Consider the following 14,763-nt stretch of genomic DNA (forward strand, 5'->3'; position numbering starts at 1 on the left):
CCGCTGCCCCGCGTTAGGAGTTCGTATTGCATGTTGCGTAGCCGTCGCCGGCTCTGGACTTGGACCGTCACAACCGTGGCCAGCGCCCTGGTGCTGGCCGCGTTGGTTGTGGGTGTGTTCCGGTTGTCCGTGCTTGTGGCGCCCAGCTACAAGCAGGAGATCGAGCACTGGGTCGCCGAGGTCATGAACCGGCCCGTCGACATCGGCAACATGGACCTGACCTGGCGTGCGCTGCGACCCACGCTCAAATTCAGCGATGTGGCACTGCAGGGCGTGAGTCCTGCGACGCCGGCCCTTGAGGTCGCCGAACTGGAGCTGGGCTTTTCGCTGGCCGATCTGGCGCGCGGACAAGTCATGCCGGTGGCGATCAACGTCGTCGGTGCGGTGGTCGAGATTGTTCGCGATCCGGCCGGCACGCTGCGCATCCGCGGCATTAGCGCCCGCCCCGTTGGCCAGACCCAGCGCCCGATCGCCCGGCAACTGGCCAGCCTGGTCAGCGTCGATATGCGAGACGCCAGCGTGCTGTGGCACGACCAGTACCGGGGCCGCCCCCCCTTGTGGCTGCGGGGGGTTGAAATGGACATCGACCGTGTCGGTCCGCACCTGGATGTGGAGGTCAGCGGTGTCTCCCAGCTGGGCAACGGACTGATCAATGCCGGGTTTCGCATCGCCCAGTCCACGGACGGCGAGTTGCTCGAGATCGGTGGCCGGGCACAGGTGGAGCGGTTGGCGCCGGGTCCGTGGATAGACGCCTGGTTGCCCAAGCCATTGAACCTGGTGGGAGAGCCGGTGGACATCGACAGCCGATTCCGCTGGACGGCGGGCGGCGGCCTGGATCTGGAAGGGCAGTTCGAAACCGGCCAGCTCCGACAGTTCCAAGGGCCGGGCTCTCTGCAGCAGGTGGCCGGCCGGTTCGAGGCCGAACTCGCCGCTAGCGGCCAGACCGTGACCTTGCAGGACCTGCGGGTTCGCGACCGTGATTCCGAGTGGACCGCCGAGCGCGTGGCTGTGGAGCATCGTCAGACCGGGGCTCGGCATTGGTTGGCGGTCCAGGCGTCGACGCTGCGATTGCAAAGTCTGCTGCCCTGGGTGCCGGCCGAGTCCGAAACGGCCCCGTGGCACCGGGCCACCGGCACCGTTCGCGATTTGCTGGCCGAACTGGAGTGGTCGACCAACGACCCGATGCCGGCCATCTCGTTGACTGCACAGCTGGACGACGCGGGTCTGTTGCCGGGTGATGAGCAGCCCGCAGTCTACGGGCTGTCGGGATCGCTCAGCCTGACCGAGGCCCGGGGGGCGATCGAACTGGCCAGTGAAGCCGTCACGGTGGAGCTGCCGGCCATCTTGTCCGAGCAGGCTCGGATCGATCAGTTGACCGGTGCGGTGCAATGGGCCCGCCAGGGAGACCGCTGGACCGTAGAGGCCACCGGTTTGTCGGCCCGGGGGCACGGCGCGGATATCAACGGCGCGGTCGCGCTGGTCTTCGGGCCGGAGCCGGTGCAGCTGGATATCGACCTGGCCATGGCCAGCGAGGACGTCACGGCGCTCAAGCCATTGGTGCCGACGTTTTGGCACCCCAAGCTGCGGGCCTGGCTGGATCAAGCCATTGTCAGCGGACGTGTGGGCAGCGGCCGGCTCCGGATTGCCGGCGCCGCTGACGCATTCCCGTATCGCGAGGACAACGGCATCTTCCGGCTCGAGCTCAACCTGAACCCGGCCAGTCTGAGCATCGGGCAGGGCTGGCCCAGCATTGACGATGCGGTGGCGCAGCTGGTGATCGACAGCGATCGCCTGACCGTCGATGCGGTGTCTGGCCGCATGCTGGGTGTCGCGCTGACGCCGGCCAGCGTCGAGATTGCCGATTTGCGTGAGCCGCTGCTGCAGGTCGAAGGCGGTGCCAACGGTCCGGTGGATCGCATGCTGAGCTTTTTATCCGAATCGCCGTTATCGACGCGCGTCGGATTTCTCGACGAGCTGCTGGATCCGCGCGGGTACGGCCACCTGGATCTGACGCTGGGCATTCCGCTCAAGAACATCCATGCGACCGAGTGGTCGGGATCGGTCACGCTAACCGGCGTGGAATTGACCACCCAGGGTCTTGAAGATCCGTTTCGCGACGTGCAGGGCACGATTGGCTTTAGCCACGCGGGCTTGAGTTCCACGGGCCTTAAGGGGGTGTTCCGTGATGCACCCGTGCGGGTGGATTTGTCGACGGTCGGTGGCCCGGACGCCCCGGTGACACGGCTGGCGCTGGAGTCGCCCATTCGGTTCGACACGCCGGATGACCCCTGGGCGCGGCTGCTGCCCGACGCCGTGCGGAGCGGGCTGGATGGCCACAGCCTGTTGCACGCCGAGGTCCTGCTGGATGGTGCGGTGCCCGATGTGCTGACCATACGATCCGACATGGTGGACGTGGTCTCACAGCTGCCCGCACCGCTGGACAAGCCGGACCCGGCGACCGCCATGCCGCTGACGCTTGAGTTGCCGATCCACAAGCGGTGGCCGCGTGACACGCGCGTCGTGCTGGGTGACCGGCTGACCGCAACGGTGCGTAGCGTGCCCGAGCGGTGGCTGGACCGCGCCGCCCTGTCGTTTGGCGGCAGCCAGGAGCCCGCGATTCCGGACCGGGGCATGACGGTTGTCGGGACCGCGCCTGCCGTCGATGTCCTGCAGTGGGCGCAATGGTTGCCCAAGCTGGCTGAATCCGATGAGGGCGCGTCCGGGCAGCCGGCCACCCTGCCACCGATGCTGCTCGACCTGACGGCCGGTCGCTTGCGTGTGGGCGCCATGCGTCTGGGGCGGCAGTCCCTACGCGGAACATTGGATGCGCAGGGTGCGCAGTTCACGCTGGCCGGTGCGGCTGATGGCGAGCTGCGCTGGGATCGCAGCGGCCGCGGGCGCTGGTATGCCCGATTGGAGCGGCTGTTCATGGAGCGCCTGGCGCGTGTCGAGAGCGATCCCGCCAAGCAGGCCCCGACGCATGTGCCTCAGCACTGGCCCGAGATCGACGTCGAGATCGGGCATTTGCAGGTCGCCGATCTCAATGCCGGTCGTCTAACCCTGCGTGCCGTGCCCCGGCCATCGGGCATTTCGCTGGAGACTGCGCGCATGCAGGGTGGCGAAATCGATTTAGAGTTGGGGGGCTACGCCGCCCGGCCGGATGAGATGACCCGGGCCGGGCTGACGGGCATTCTCGAGACACCTCGCATCGACAAGGTGATGTTCGCGGCCGGTTTCGTGCCCAATGTCCGGGCGGAAGCCGCACGGATCGCCTTGAATATCGGCTGGCCGGACTCGCCCGAAGGCTTGCATCTGGAGACCGCGACCGGCGCGTTGGATATCAGTTTTCGGGACGGCGCGCTGGCGGCCGTGGACCCCGGGGCCGGGCGTGTGCTGGGACTGTTCTCGTTTTACGCCCTGCCGCGTCGGCTGCTCCTGGATTTCAGGGACATGACGGAAACAGGCCTGACCTTCGACGGTATTGATGGGCACTTCCGCATTAGCGGCGGACGTGCGCAAACCGAGGATTTCGTCGTGTCGGCACCGTCGGTTTCGATTGATGTCGAAGGCGAGGTCGGCCTGAGCACGCGCACCTACGATCAGGTCATTACCGTGTACCCGGATGTGTCATCTGGCGTCACGCTGGCCGGCGCATTGTTCGGCGGCCCGGCCATGGGAGCGATTCTTATGATCGCGCAGGAACTCCTGGACCGTCCGCTTAATCAGGCGACCCAGCTGTCCTACCATCTGGGCGGGACCTGGGATGATCCGGTGATCACCCGTAAGGGGGCCGAAACGCCGACGCCCGCGCCCGACAAAGGACCACGATCATGATGCGAGTTGCAGCGATCCAGATGAATTCGGGGCCGGAGGTGCCGGCCAACCTCGCCCGTATGCGCGAGCTGGTCGGCCAGGCCGCCGATGCCGGCGCCCGGCTGGTCGTGCTGCCAGAGAACATGGCCTTGATGCCCAGCTCGCAGGAGAGTCGGGTCCACGCCGCGGAAGCACAGGGGCAGGGGCCGATTCAGGACGCGCTGGCCGAGGCTGCGGTCCGGCATCAGGTCTGGCTGGTGGGCGGCACGATTCCGCTGCGTGTCGACGGTGAGCCAGACCGCGTGGCGCCGGCATTGCTGGTGTACAGCCCCCGCGGCGAGATGGTGGCCCGCTACGACAAGATCCACTTGTTCGACGTGGAAGTGCCGGGGGACAGCCGCCGGCAGTACCGCGAGTCGGATGACTTCGTGCCCGGACAGGCCTTGCGCTGGGTGCAGATGGACGATGTCTGTGTCGGGCTGTCCGTTTGTTACGATCTGCGCTTTCCCGAGCTATACCGGGCGTTGGTTGACCACGGGGCTCAGGTGTTGGTCGCGCCGTCGGCGTTCACGGCCCAGACCGGTCGGGCACACTGGGAGTTGCTGCTACGGGCACGGGCGGTCGAAAACCTGGCGTTCATGATTGGCGCCAACCAGACCGGCGTGCACCCGCGAGGACACCAGACCTGGGGGCATTCGCAGATTGTCGATCCCTGGGGCCGCGTGCTGGCGGCCGCCGAAACCCTGCCGGGCTTTGTGCTCGCCGACCTGGATCTGGAGCAGCAGCGTGCGACGCGCACCCGCTTTCCCGCATTGACTCACCGGCGCCTGTCCGCCGACCGCATTGAGGACGCATGAGCGATCAGACCATAGACCAGGCGCGTAGCGCCTTGCTGGAGCCCACCGGGTTGCGGGACCACGATCTCGACGACCTGCTCGGGGCCATGATGCGGCCAGGCGTGGACTACGCCGACCTGTATTTTCAGCGCAGCCGGTCCGAGTCCTGGATGATCGAGGACGGAATGGTGCGCAGCGGAAGCTTCGATCTGGAGCAGGGCATGGGGGCACGCGCGCTGTCGGGTGAGAAGACCGGCTTTGCGTACTCCGATGAATTGCATCTGCCCGCGCTGGAGGCGGCATCATCGGCGGCGGGCGCCATTGCCCGGTCCGGTGGCGTGATGACCGCGATTCGCGGCGAGCAGGCCCAGGCGCCAGCCCGTTACGGGCCGGTGGATCCGCTGACCTCATTGCCCACCCCGGACAAGTTAAGCCTGCTGGAGCGCGCGGATAAGGCGGCGCGGGCGGCCGATGCACGCGTGATTCAGGTCATCGCCAATGTCGTGGGTGTCCACGAGGAGATCCTGGTCGCGGCCTCCGACGGCACCCTGGCCGGTGACATCCGCCCGCTGGTGCGGTTTGGTGTGCAGGTGACCGTGGAGCAGGATGGCCGTCGTGAGCGGGCGCATGCCGGTGGCGGTGGCCGATTCGGTTATGGGCAGATGGCCGATGGGGACCGCATCGAGGCCATGGCCCGCGAGGCCGTGCGTATCGCGCTGGTCAAGCTGGAGGCGCGTCCCGCCCCGGCGGGGACCATGCCGGTGGTGCTGGGGCCGGGCTGGCCCGGTGTGCTGCTGCATGAGGCGGTGGGTCACGGCCTGGAGGGCGACTTCAATCGCAAAGGCAGCTCCACCTACAGCGGCCGCGTTGGCGAGCAGGTTGCCGCCAAGGGCGTGACCGTGGTCGATGACGGCACCATGGCCGACCGGCGTGGGTCGCTGACCATCGACGACGAGGGCACCCCATCCGGTCGCAACGTACTGATCGAAGACGGGGTTCTTCGGGGGTATATGCAGGACAAGCAAAATGCTCGGCTCATGGGGGTGGACCCCACGGGCAACGGGCGCCGCGAGAGCTATGCCCATCTGCCGATGCCGCGTATGACCAATACCTTCATGCTGGCCGGTCAGGCAGATCCCGCATCGATTATCGCGTCGGTGGATCGCGGTATTTATGCCGTGAACTTCGACGGTGGTCAGGTTGATATCACCTCCGGGAATTTCACGTTCACCACCTCCGAGGCCTATCTCATCGAGCAGGGCCAGGTCACCGCGCCGATCAAGGGCGCCACGCTAATCGGCAATGGACCGGATGCGCTGGCACGCATCTCTATGATTGGGAACGATCTCGCGCTGGACGATGGCATTGGTGTCTGCGGCAAGGACGGCCAGTCGTTGCCCGTGGGTGTCGGCCAACCCACCATCAAGGTTGACGAGCTGACCGTTGGCGGCACGCAGGCCGGCTAGGCGGCGGCCGACCCGGCCGCAGCAGGTTCGGATCATCGGCGGGGATTGGCGACGGCGGCAGATTCCCGTCCCCGACGCACCGGGTCTGCGACCGACGGCTGACCGGGTTCGGGAAACCCTGTTCAACTGGCTGGCGCCGCGGCTACCGGGTGCCCGCTGCCTGGACATGTTTGCCGGAACCGGCGTGTTAGGCCTGGAGGCCTTGTCGCGTGGTGCGGCCCATTGCTGCTTTGTTGAATCGGAACCGGCCATCGCCACGGCGCTGCAAGATCAACTGGCGCAGCTAGGCGGACGTGAGCGGGCGACGGTCGTCAATGGCGCAGCCCCCCAGATGCTGAGTCGCTGCCCCGGGCCGTTCGACTGCGTGTTTTTGGATCCGCCCTTCGGGGCCGGCCTGCTACAGCCCACACTGGATCAGCTGGTTCCGTATCTGGCGCCGGGACATCGCGTCTATATCGAGTACGGCACATCGGACACGGTGCGCTGGTCGAGCGGCTGGCAAAGTCTGCGCGACGGGCGGGCCGGGCAGGTCCGTTATCATTTGCTGGAGTTTCAACCCAGCACCGACAGCCCCAAGGAGACGCCATGACTGGCGACGGCGTGATTGCGGCCTATAGCGGAACATTCGATCCGATGACCTACGGCCACACCGACATCATCCATCGCGCAGCCGCGATGTTTCCCAAATTGATTGTCGCCGTTGGCGAAAACCTGCCCAAGGGGCCGGTGTTTTCGCTGGATGAGCGCGTGGCATTGGCCCGTCAGGCATTGCAGGATCTACCCAATGTCGACGTCGTGCCCTTCACCGGCTTGGTCGTGGACTTCGCTTCCGAGCACGGGGTGACCGTGCTGGTCCGTGGCGTGCGCAGCGTTTCCGATTTCGACTATGAAAAGCAGATGGCGGTCATGAATCGCTATCTGTCGGCGTCGGTGGACACGGTCATGCTGGCGCCGTCCAAGGAGTACGCCCATCTGTCCTCCAGCCTGGTTCGCGAGCTGGCCCGCCTGGGCGGCAATGTCGAGGGCGTGGTGCCGGAGCCGATTGCCCAGGCCCTGCACGACCACTACGGCACGTCATGATGCGTCGGCTTGCCCAGCTGTGCCTGCTGACAGGCGCGCTGTGGGCGGGTCTGGCACTGGCCGCGGCGGACACACCGCCTGGCTTTGCGCTGTCCAGCGCCCACCCGGATGCCACCGCTGCGGGTGTTGAGATTCTGGAGGCCGGCGGCAATGCCTTTGATGCGGCGGTGGCGGTCTCGGCGGCGCTGGCCGTGGTCGAGCCCACGGGATCGGGCATGGGCGGTGGCGGGTTCTGGTTGCTGCATCTGGCCGACACCGGCCGCCAGGTCATGGTCGATGGCCGTGAGGAAGCCCCGTCGGCCGCCACGGCCACGCTTTATCAGAATGACGCCGGCGAAGTTGTCCCGCAGTTGTCGCGCGATGGCGCCCTGGCAGCGGCGATTCCCGGTCAGCCCGCGGCGTTGGTCCACCTGGCCAAGGAATATGGTCGGCTGCCGCTGGCCCGGTCGCTGGCACCTGCCATCCGGTTGGCCCGGGACGGTTTCCCGGTCGACGGGCCGCTACTGGCGCGGTTGGCGTACCGTTTTCAGGCCCTGGCGAAGTCGCCTGCTGCCGCACGGGTCTTCCTGCCCGACGGCGGCTTGCCGGCACCCGACAGCCTGATCAGGCAGCCCGATCTGGCCGACATGTTGGAGCGTCTGGCCCGTGAGGGGCGGGACGGCTTCTACACGGGTGAGTACGCACGCCGTCTGGTCGATGGGGTCCGCGCAGCCGGAGGGATCTGGCGCATGGAAGACCTCGCCCGGTATCAAGTTCGTGAGCGCGAGCCCATCACGCTCGAACTCGACGGCCTGCGGCTGGTCAGTGCCTCGCCGCCATCCTCTGGTGGCGTTGTGCTAAGCCAGGTCATGCAGGTGTTGTCGCTGACCGAGGCCTTGTCGCGGCCGCCGGTGGATCGTAAGCATCTGGTCATCGAGGCGCTGCGCACCGCCTACCGGGACCGTGCGGCCTGGCTGGGCGATCCCGATCACGTGGACATGCCCATCACGCGGCTGACCAGCGCGGAGTACGCGGCCGAGATTGCAGCCGAGATCGACCTGGAACAGGCACGCCGCAGCGCTGACCTGGCGCCCCCACAGCAGCTTTATGCGGACCGGCCCAACACCACACATTTTTCGATCATCGACGCCGAGGGCAATCGCGTGGCGGCGACGCTGTCGATCAACCTGTCCTTTGGTTCGGCGTATATGGTGCCGGGCACCGGCATTTTGCTGAATGACGAAATGGACGACTTCTCGGCCAAGCCGGGTGTGCCCAATGCCTACGGGTTGGTCGGCACGCAGGCCAATGCCGTGGGTCCGGGGCGTCGACCGCTGTCCTCGATGACCCCAACCTTCGTGGAAACCGGTGATCGCGTCGCCGTGCTGGGAACACCCGGCGGCAGCCGGATCATCACCATGGTGTTGCTGGGCGTGCTGGCCACGCTGGATGGCGCAGATGCCCAGACCATCGTGTCTGCGCCGCGTTACCACCATCAGTATCTGCCGGATGCCGTGTATTACGAGCCGGGCGCGTTCACCGAGGCCGAACAGGCGGAACTGGAGGCGCGCGGGTTCACGCTGCGCAGCGCGGGCCGCGAGTACGGCAACTTCCACGCGGTGTTGTGGAATACCGCAGACCATCAGCTGGATGCTGCCGCTGATCCGCGTGGAATCGGAACGGCGGCCGTGCGTCTGGCACCGGCCGCCGAGTCGCCCTAGGCGGTTAGCTGAACAGCCGGCGGGTGCCGCGGGCCACCAACGTCTGATAGCCCGTCGGGGCCAGACGCGAGATCCAGTCGATGGCGTGGGCATCGGGGCCGATCAGCACGCGGCGGGCATTGCGTCGTACGCCCTTGAGGATGGTGGCTGCAGCCTTGTCCGGGGTGGTGATGAACATCTTCTCGAAGCGCGCCTTGCCGCTGTCCTCGTCCATGTCCGTGACCCCCTCCATGCCGCTGAACCGCGCCGAGCGGGCGATATTGGTCTTGATGCCGCCCGGATGCACGCTGGTCGCCGAGACCGGTGCCCCTTCGATCTCAAGCTCCTGACGCAGCGCTTCGGTCCAGCCGCGGACCGCGAATTTGGTCGCGTTGTAGGCGCCTTGTGACGGCACGCCGATCAGGCCGAAGACGCTGGAAATATTGATGATGTGGCCTTCGCCCGAGGCTTTCAGATGCGGTAGGAACGCCTTGGTCCCGTAGATCACACCCCAGAGATTGATGTTGATGATCCACTCCAGGTCCTCGTAACTGGCCGCCTCGATCGTCGACCCCAGGGCGACGCCCGCATTGTTGAAAATGAGGTTCACGCCGCCGTGTTTGTCCACGGTTTCGTCGGCCCAGGCATGCACGGCCTCGCGATCCGCCACATCCAGGCGTGTCGTGGTCACGCGGCCTGCTGGCGCCTTTTGTCGAATCGTTTCAGCGGTCTGCTCCAGGCCCTTGGCGTCGACATCCGACAGCGCCAGGTGACAGCCGTCAGCGGCTAGGCGCATGGCCAGGGCAGCCCCGATACCGGAGCCGGCGCCGGTGATGGCGGCGGTCTTGTTTCCGAATGTTTTCATGCAAGCGTCTCCCTTCGCGAGTTCATGTAAGCCCTGAGTATTACCGACTGGCCCGGGTGCGCCATTGACCCCGGCGCCGCGACCAGTCAGCAAGGCTGGGTAGCGGTGTACCATGGGCGAAAAATGCGGTTCGGGCGTCCTCGGGGCCAGCCCGCGACCATCACAAGGACGCGTTCTCATGCTTGCATCAGCCTGGGCGGATTTTCAGGCCAATCTTTGGCTGTATCTGTCGATGCCCATCACCAGCGGTCTGGTTGGCTACGCCACCAATGTGCTGGCGATCAAAATGATGTTCTACCCCAAGGATTTCATCGGCAAGCCGCCGCTGTTCGGCTGGCAGGGCGTGGTGCCGCGCAAGGCCGAGAAAATGGCCGGTATTGCCTGTGACACGCTCGTGCCCAATCTGGTCACCGAGCGCGAGGTGTTCGAGCGCCTGGACCCGGACCGGGTGGCCGAGGAGCTGGAAGGCCCGGTGCTGGAGCTGGTCGATCAGTTGATTGACGAGATCATGTCGGAGTTCGAGCCGACGATCTGGGAGACCATCCCTCTGCGCATCCGCGACATGATGGTCCGGCGTGCCCAGCAGGACTCCCCGGAGGTCGTGGCCGAGATCATGGATCAGATCAAGGACAGTATTGATCAGGTCTTCGATCTCAAGCGCATGGTCACCAGCACGCTGACCGAAGACAAATCGCTGATCAATAAAGTGTTTCTCGAGACCGGGCGCGACGAGTTCGTGTTCATCGGGCGCTCGGGTTTCTACTTTGGCTGCATCTTCGGCCTGTTCCAGATGATTGGCTGGACCTTCTACAAGGGCGATTTTCAGCTGCCGCTATTCGGCTTGTTGGTTGGCTACCTGACCAACTTCATCGCCTTGCGGATGATCTTCCGGCCCCAATTGCCGAAGAAGTTCGGCCCGTTGACCATCCAGGGTCTATTCCACAAGCGTCAGAAGGAAGTGGCGCGGGACTATGCGCGACTCATCGCCGATGAGATCGTCACCCCCCGCAAGATTCTCGAGGCCGTGCTGACGGGCGTGCATTCTGATCGGGTCTTCACGTTGATCGCCCGCAATGTGCAGCGGGCCATTGATGAGCAGGCCGGCTTCGCGCGGCCCTTCGTGGCCCTGGCCGTCGGGTCGCGCAAGTACATCCAGATGAAGCAGACCGCCGTGGACCGGCTGGTCAAGCGGCTGCCCGAGACCCTGCATGTGGTCGACAACTACGCCAAAGAGGCCATGGATATCGCCTCCATCCTGTCATCCAGACTCGAGCGCCTGTCGCCGCCAGCCTTCGAAAAAATGCTGCGGCCGGCCTTTCAGGAGGACGAGTGGATGCTGATCGCGGTCGGCGCGGCGCTGGGTTTCTGCGTGGGTGTTGGCCAGCTCATCGTCTTCAAGGCCATTGCCGTCACGCCCGCTATGACCGGTGCAGCCGCTGTACTGGGGCTGGGCTGACAGAGCGGCTAGCGTTGGCAGCTGGGGCACCAGAAAGTCGCCCGTTGTCCGATCACCATGCGCCGAATAGGCGTCTGACAACGTCGGCAGGGCTGGCCGTCGCGCTGGTAGACCGAGACCACCAGCTGAAAATAACCCGGTGAACCATCTGCACCACTGAAGTCGCGCAGCGTGGTGCCACCTTGGGCGATGGCGGCGTCCAGCACTTCGATCGCGGCGGCATGCAGGCGGCGTAGCCGCGCCGGGCTGATGCGGCCGGCCGCGCGTTTGGGGTGGATGCCCGCCTGGAAAAGGGCTTCATTGGCGTAGATGTTGCCCACACCGACCACCACGCGTTGATCCATCAACACCGACTTGATGGGCGCGGTGCGTCCCTGACACGCCTGGATGAGCGCATCGGCCGGCCAGTCTGCCTGCGTCGGTTCCGGGCCCAGCGAGCGCAACAGCTTGTGCTGCTCGACGGGGCGGGTGGCCCAGAGGGCCATGCCAAAGCGGCGGGGGTCGGTCAGACGCAGCACCGTGCCGTCATCCAGACGAAGGTCCAGGTGGGCATGGGCGCCGGGTGGCGGAATGTCCTCGGCGGGGAGCACATGGAGCCGCCCCGACATGCCGAGGTGCAATAGCAGGGCGCCATCAGGGGTTTCGAACACCAGGTACTTCGCCCGCCGCCACAGCGCGGTAATGGGCTGACCTTCGAGGCGTTGTTCCAGATCTTCCGGGATGCCGAAACGTAGTCGGCGATCGCGCACCGTTACGTGCTCGATGCTGCGCGACGCCACATGGGGCGCCACGCCGCGGCGGATGGTCTCGACCTCAGGCAGTTCTGGCATCGGCTGCGTCGCTGGGCTGGGGGCACAAAAAAGCCCGCGCGCAGCGGGCTCTTTCGTCGGAGCAGGATCGGGTAGGCGGTGCCTACTTGATCTTGGCTTCCTTGAACATCACGTGCTTCCGAACGACGGGATCGAATTTCTTGATCTCCATCTTGCCGGGGGTGTTCCGCTTGTTCTTCATCGTGGTGTAGAAGAACCCGGTATCAGCGGTGGACACCAACTTGATCTTGTCGCGTACGCCTTTCTTCGCCATTAGACCTTCTCCCCGCGCTTGCGGATGTCAGCAAGAACGGTGTCGATGCCGTTCTTGTCGATGATGCGCATGCCCTTGCTGGAGACACGCAGCTTCACGAAACGCTTCTCGGATTCAACCCAGAAACGATGTTCCCGCAGGTTCGGCAGAAAACGCCGCTTGGTGCGGTTGTTGGCGTGCGACACGTTGAAACCGGCCATCGGACGCTTGCCGGTGACTTGACACACTCTGGACATGATTGCTTCCTCGGGGACGGGCCAAAACAAAGAGGCCCCGCTAGCGAAAGGCCGCGGATTTTAACGATCAGACCGGTTTCCCACAAGCCCTGATGCGTAATCGGTGAATCGGGCCGACGAACGTCGCGTTCCGGGGGGAAGTCGACTATCCGCCGCTGGCCAGTGGCTGCGACAGAATCCAGAGCCCGCCGATCGTCAGGGCGATCATCAGCAACAGCATGGGCAGCTGGCTGATGGCGGCCTGGCGGCGCGACGGAAAGTACAGCAAAGCGACGCGATGGGCCAGGTACACGCTGATCACATGGCCCAGCACGATGAGCACCACCTGCACATGCCACACCGTTCCGGGATTGGGAATGATGGTCCGTTGCAACCAGTCGGCGGTGCCGAACAGGTCCCAGCCGTGACCGAAGGGGTCGGACATCAACGGCAGAATCTTCACGCCCTGGGTTTGGAGCAGGGTGTAGTAGTGCGTGAAGTGGTAGGCCAGGGCAATCGGGAGCAGGGTGGGGGCAAAGGCCAGGGCCAGCGTTCGCGTGTTGTGGCCCGAGCGAGTCAGGCGCCGGGTGAGGGCAATGACGGCGAGGTAAACCACCAGATAAAGCCAGGGCGAGGCGAGTAGCCAGACGCTGCGCCAGACCCGGTCGATTTGCTGCATCTGCGGGAAAGCCGCCAGCGGGTTCGTGCCAACCCAGTGCTTAAGCCCGGCGTTGTACAGATCGGCCCAAAGCCAGCGGCGCCAGGCCAGCGTGTCGCTCAGCCCGTCAAACGCCGTCGACGACAGCATGAACAGAATAAAGACCAGCACCGACAGGCTTTCGGCCGGACGCTGGGCGACCGCCAGCATGGGCCAGTAGAGCCGCAGCCCGCCCGGTCGATCCGGGTCAGGCTGCAGCGGGGCTAGCCGGGCAACCTGTCGGAAGAACACGGCGAAGACGTCGGCCTGGCGAAACCAGGCTTGCCGACCGAATAACAGGCAGCCGCCCAGCGTCAGGGCGGTATACACCAGCAACACCTCGGCCAGTGCTTGCGGCGTGTGGCGGGCATTGAGCTCGATCCAGATGAACGCCATGTACTGCGCGACGGCAGGCCAGTGTCCCAGCCATGCGGGGTAGCGCAGCCAGGGGGACGGTGCACGGTCCGCGCGCAGCACGGCGATTGCGGCCACACCGAGATCAGTCAGGCTCCGCCAGGGGTTGATCCAGGCATAAAGGTTGCCGGTGAGTGCCACCACGTAGGTCAACCCCAGCACAAAGACAATCCAGAATGCGGTGAGGTTGAAATTGCCGTAGGGGCTGTTGACGCCCCAGAGCCCGGTGGCGATGCACAGCAGCATCAGCCCCAGCGCAATGGCCTGTGCTGATCGGTGGGTCAGGCGCAGCAGGGCACGGGTTCGCGAACCCGCCGGTGCCCAGGCCAGATAGGCCGGCGCTTGGGTGGCGCGTGCGCTGGTGAGTGCGACGGCCACCATGACAAACGAGGCGAGCAGCGCCCCGGTTGCACCCCAGGCGTACAGCCAGAAGGGCACGGGCAGGTTGTAGACCTGGCCGAAGGAATGCGCGAGCGCCGCGCTGGGGCAGACCCAGAACAGCCAGAAGCCGCCGAGGCGGGCGAACCAGGTGGAGGTCACTGCGTGGCCGGGTAGACCTCGATCACGCCCAGCGCGCCATGGGCACCGCTGCCATGCAGCTCGTGTTCGAAGCGCCCGGCATGCTCGGCTTTGAGTGTCACCCGCGTCGGGGCCTGCGCACGGAGCTCAGCGTGGATGTCATAGCCATGCAGGTGCCATTCGCCCTCAGAATCGCTGGCCAGTTCGAGCGTGATCTCCGCGCCCTGCGCGACCTGGACGGTTGCAGGGCCTTCCACCAGATGCCCGTCGCGGATGACGAGCCGGATCGGTGTGGCGGCCTGGCGCTGGGCTGGCGGCTCCTCTGTGCTCGGCGGTGCCGGCGGTTCGGGTGATCGGGCCGCGGGGGGCGGGGCGGCGGCGCCACCGGTCTGGGGGCCCGCCGGTGCCGAGGGTCTGAGCAGCACAAACAATGCGGACAACAGGACGACGCCGATGATGGCCAGGGCCAGAGATAGTTTGTTCACGGAACTCCTCGAGTCATTGTTCACGCGGTCTTCGCCGCGCTGAGGGCATATTTACGATAGGCGATTCAATGCCGGCCGCGATACTGTCGCGACCGATAACGACAACACCGGCCGTCGGCGGCGCGGGATTCTCCGTGCGAATAGGTTGGTTTAGC

The 14,763-nt window shown here is 65.7% G+C and carries 13 protein-coding genes; 7 read left to right on the forward strand and 6 right to left on the reverse strand.

Annotation, left to right across the window (positions count from 1 at the left end; genetic code table 11):
* Positions 1 to 30 precede the first annotated feature (30 nt).
* Genes DEH80_RS03355 through ggt form a run of 6 tightly spaced genes read left to right on the forward strand, consistent with a single transcriptional unit; the run spans position 31 to position 8,895 of the window.
* Positions 31 to 3,834 carry a YhdP family protein gene (locus DEH80_RS03355; protein WP_109719070.1) on the forward strand — a complete coding sequence of 1,268 codons (3,804 nt, stop codon included), beginning with the start codon at positions 31 to 33 and terminating at the stop codon, positions 3,832 to 3,834.
* Complete coding sequence (locus DEH80_RS03360) at positions 3,831 to 4,670, forward strand: carbon-nitrogen hydrolase family protein (protein WP_109719071.1); 840 nt, start codon at positions 3,831 to 3,833, stop codon at positions 4,668 to 4,670. The genes DEH80_RS03355 and DEH80_RS03360 overlap by 4 nt, the downstream gene beginning before the upstream one ends.
* Entirely contained in the window at positions 4,667 to 6,115 is a 1,449-nt protein-coding gene (gene tldD, locus DEH80_RS03365) for a metalloprotease TldD (RefSeq protein WP_109719072.1), read from the forward strand. Before DEH80_RS03360 ends, tldD begins: the two co-directional genes overlap by 4 nt.
* Positions 6,093 to 6,704, forward strand: coding sequence for a 16S rRNA (guanine(966)-N(2))-methyltransferase RsmD (gene rsmD, locus DEH80_RS03370; RefSeq protein WP_109719073.1), 612 nt, complete (start codon positions 6,093 to 6,095; stop codon positions 6,702 to 6,704). Before tldD ends, rsmD begins: the two co-directional genes overlap by 23 nt.
* On the forward strand, positions 6,701 to 7,195 hold the full coding sequence (gene coaD / locus DEH80_RS03375; protein ID WP_109719074.1) for a pantetheine-phosphate adenylyltransferase: 495 nt from the start codon (positions 6,701 to 6,703) through the stop codon (positions 7,193 to 7,195). The genes rsmD and coaD overlap by 4 nt, the downstream gene beginning before the upstream one ends.
* Complete coding sequence (gene ggt / locus DEH80_RS03380) at positions 7,192 to 8,895, forward strand: gamma-glutamyltransferase (protein ID WP_109719075.1); 1,704 nt, start codon at positions 7,192 to 7,194, stop codon at positions 8,893 to 8,895. Before coaD ends, ggt begins: the two co-directional genes overlap by 4 nt.
* Before the next feature lie 4 nt (positions 8,896 to 8,899).
* On the opposite strand, the gene DEH80_RS03385 is transcribed toward ggt, so the two are convergent.
* On the reverse strand, positions 8,900 to 9,739 hold the full coding sequence (locus DEH80_RS03385) for an SDR family NAD(P)-dependent oxidoreductase (protein WP_109719076.1): 840 nt from the start codon (positions 9,737 to 9,739) through the stop codon (positions 8,900 to 8,902).
* Between the two features lie 178 nt (positions 9,740 to 9,917).
* Between DEH80_RS03385 and DEH80_RS03390 the strand changes: the two genes are divergently transcribed.
* Positions 9,918 to 11,195 (forward strand): DUF445 domain-containing protein, encoded by a 1,278-nt coding sequence (locus DEH80_RS03390; protein ID WP_109719077.1) that lies wholly within the window; start codon positions 9,918 to 9,920, stop codon positions 11,193 to 11,195.
* 8 nt (positions 11,196 to 11,203) lie between these two features.
* On the opposite strand, the gene mutM is transcribed toward DEH80_RS03390, so the two are convergent.
* From mutM to DEH80_RS03415, 5 genes are all read right to left on the reverse strand, one after another.
* Positions 11,204 to 12,025, reverse strand: a complete 822-nt coding sequence (mutM, locus tag DEH80_RS03395) for a bifunctional DNA-formamidopyrimidine glycosylase/DNA-(apurinic or apyrimidinic site) lyase (RefSeq protein WP_109719078.1) — start codon at positions 12,023 to 12,025, stop codon at positions 11,204 to 11,206.
* An 82-nt stretch (positions 12,026 to 12,107) separates the two neighbouring features.
* A complete protein-coding gene (rpmG, locus tag DEH80_RS03400; RefSeq protein ID WP_109719079.1) occupies positions 12,108 to 12,278 on the reverse strand; it encodes a 50S ribosomal protein L33 in 171 nt (56 codons plus the stop codon).
* Positions 12,278 to 12,514, reverse strand: a complete 237-nt coding sequence (gene rpmB, locus DEH80_RS03405) for a 50S ribosomal protein L28 (protein WP_109719080.1) — start codon at positions 12,512 to 12,514, stop codon at positions 12,278 to 12,280. Before rpmB ends, rpmG begins: the two co-directional genes overlap by 1 nt.
* Before the next feature lie 145 nt (positions 12,515 to 12,659).
* Complete coding sequence (locus DEH80_RS03410; protein ID WP_109719081.1) at positions 12,660 to 14,144, reverse strand: hypothetical protein; 1,485 nt, start codon at positions 14,142 to 14,144, stop codon at positions 12,660 to 12,662.
* On the reverse strand, positions 14,141 to 14,608 hold the full coding sequence (locus DEH80_RS03415; protein ID WP_109719082.1) for a hypothetical protein: 468 nt from the start codon (positions 14,606 to 14,608) through the stop codon (positions 14,141 to 14,143). The genes DEH80_RS03410 and DEH80_RS03415 overlap by 4 nt, the downstream gene beginning before the upstream one ends.
* Positions 14,609 to 14,763: the final 155 nt, after the last annotated feature.

The sequence above is a fragment of the Abyssibacter profundi genome, assembly GCF_003151135.1.
GTDB lineage: Bacteria > Pseudomonadota > Gammaproteobacteria > Nevskiales > OUC007 > Abyssibacter > Abyssibacter profundi.

Coding starts and splice junctions, on each gene's coding strand:
- DEH80_RS03355 (WP_109719070.1), top strand. CDS start 31: ATGTTGCGTAGCCGTCGCCGGCTCTGGACTTGGACCGTCACAACCGTG.
- DEH80_RS03360 (WP_109719071.1), top strand. CDS start 3,831: ATGATGCGAGTTGCAGCGATCCAGATGAATTCGGGGCCGGAGGTGCCG.
- tldD (WP_109719072.1), top strand. CDS start 4,667: ATGAGCGATCAGACCATAGACCAGGCGCGTAGCGCCTTGCTGGAGCCC.
- coaD (WP_109719074.1), top strand. CDS start 6,701: ATGACTGGCGACGGCGTGATTGCGGCCTATAGCGGAACATTCGATCCG.
- ggt (WP_109719075.1), top strand. CDS start 7,192: ATGATGCGTCGGCTTGCCCAGCTGTGCCTGCTGACAGGCGCGCTGTGG.
- DEH80_RS03385 (WP_109719076.1), bottom strand. CDS start 9,739: ATGAAAACATTCGGAAACAAGACCGCCGCCATCACCGGCGCCGGCTCC.
- DEH80_RS03390 (WP_109719077.1), top strand. CDS start 9,918: ATGCTTGCATCAGCCTGGGCGGATTTTCAGGCCAATCTTTGGCTGTAT.
- mutM (WP_109719078.1), bottom strand. CDS start 12,025: ATGCCAGAACTGCCTGAGGTCGAGACCATCCGCCGCGGCGTGGCGCCC.
- rpmG (WP_109719079.1), bottom strand. CDS start 12,278: ATGGCGAAGAAAGGCGTACGCGACAAGATCAAGTTGGTGTCCACCGCT.
- rpmB (WP_109719080.1), bottom strand. CDS start 12,514: ATGTCCAGAGTGTGTCAAGTCACCGGCAAGCGTCCGATGGCCGGTTTC.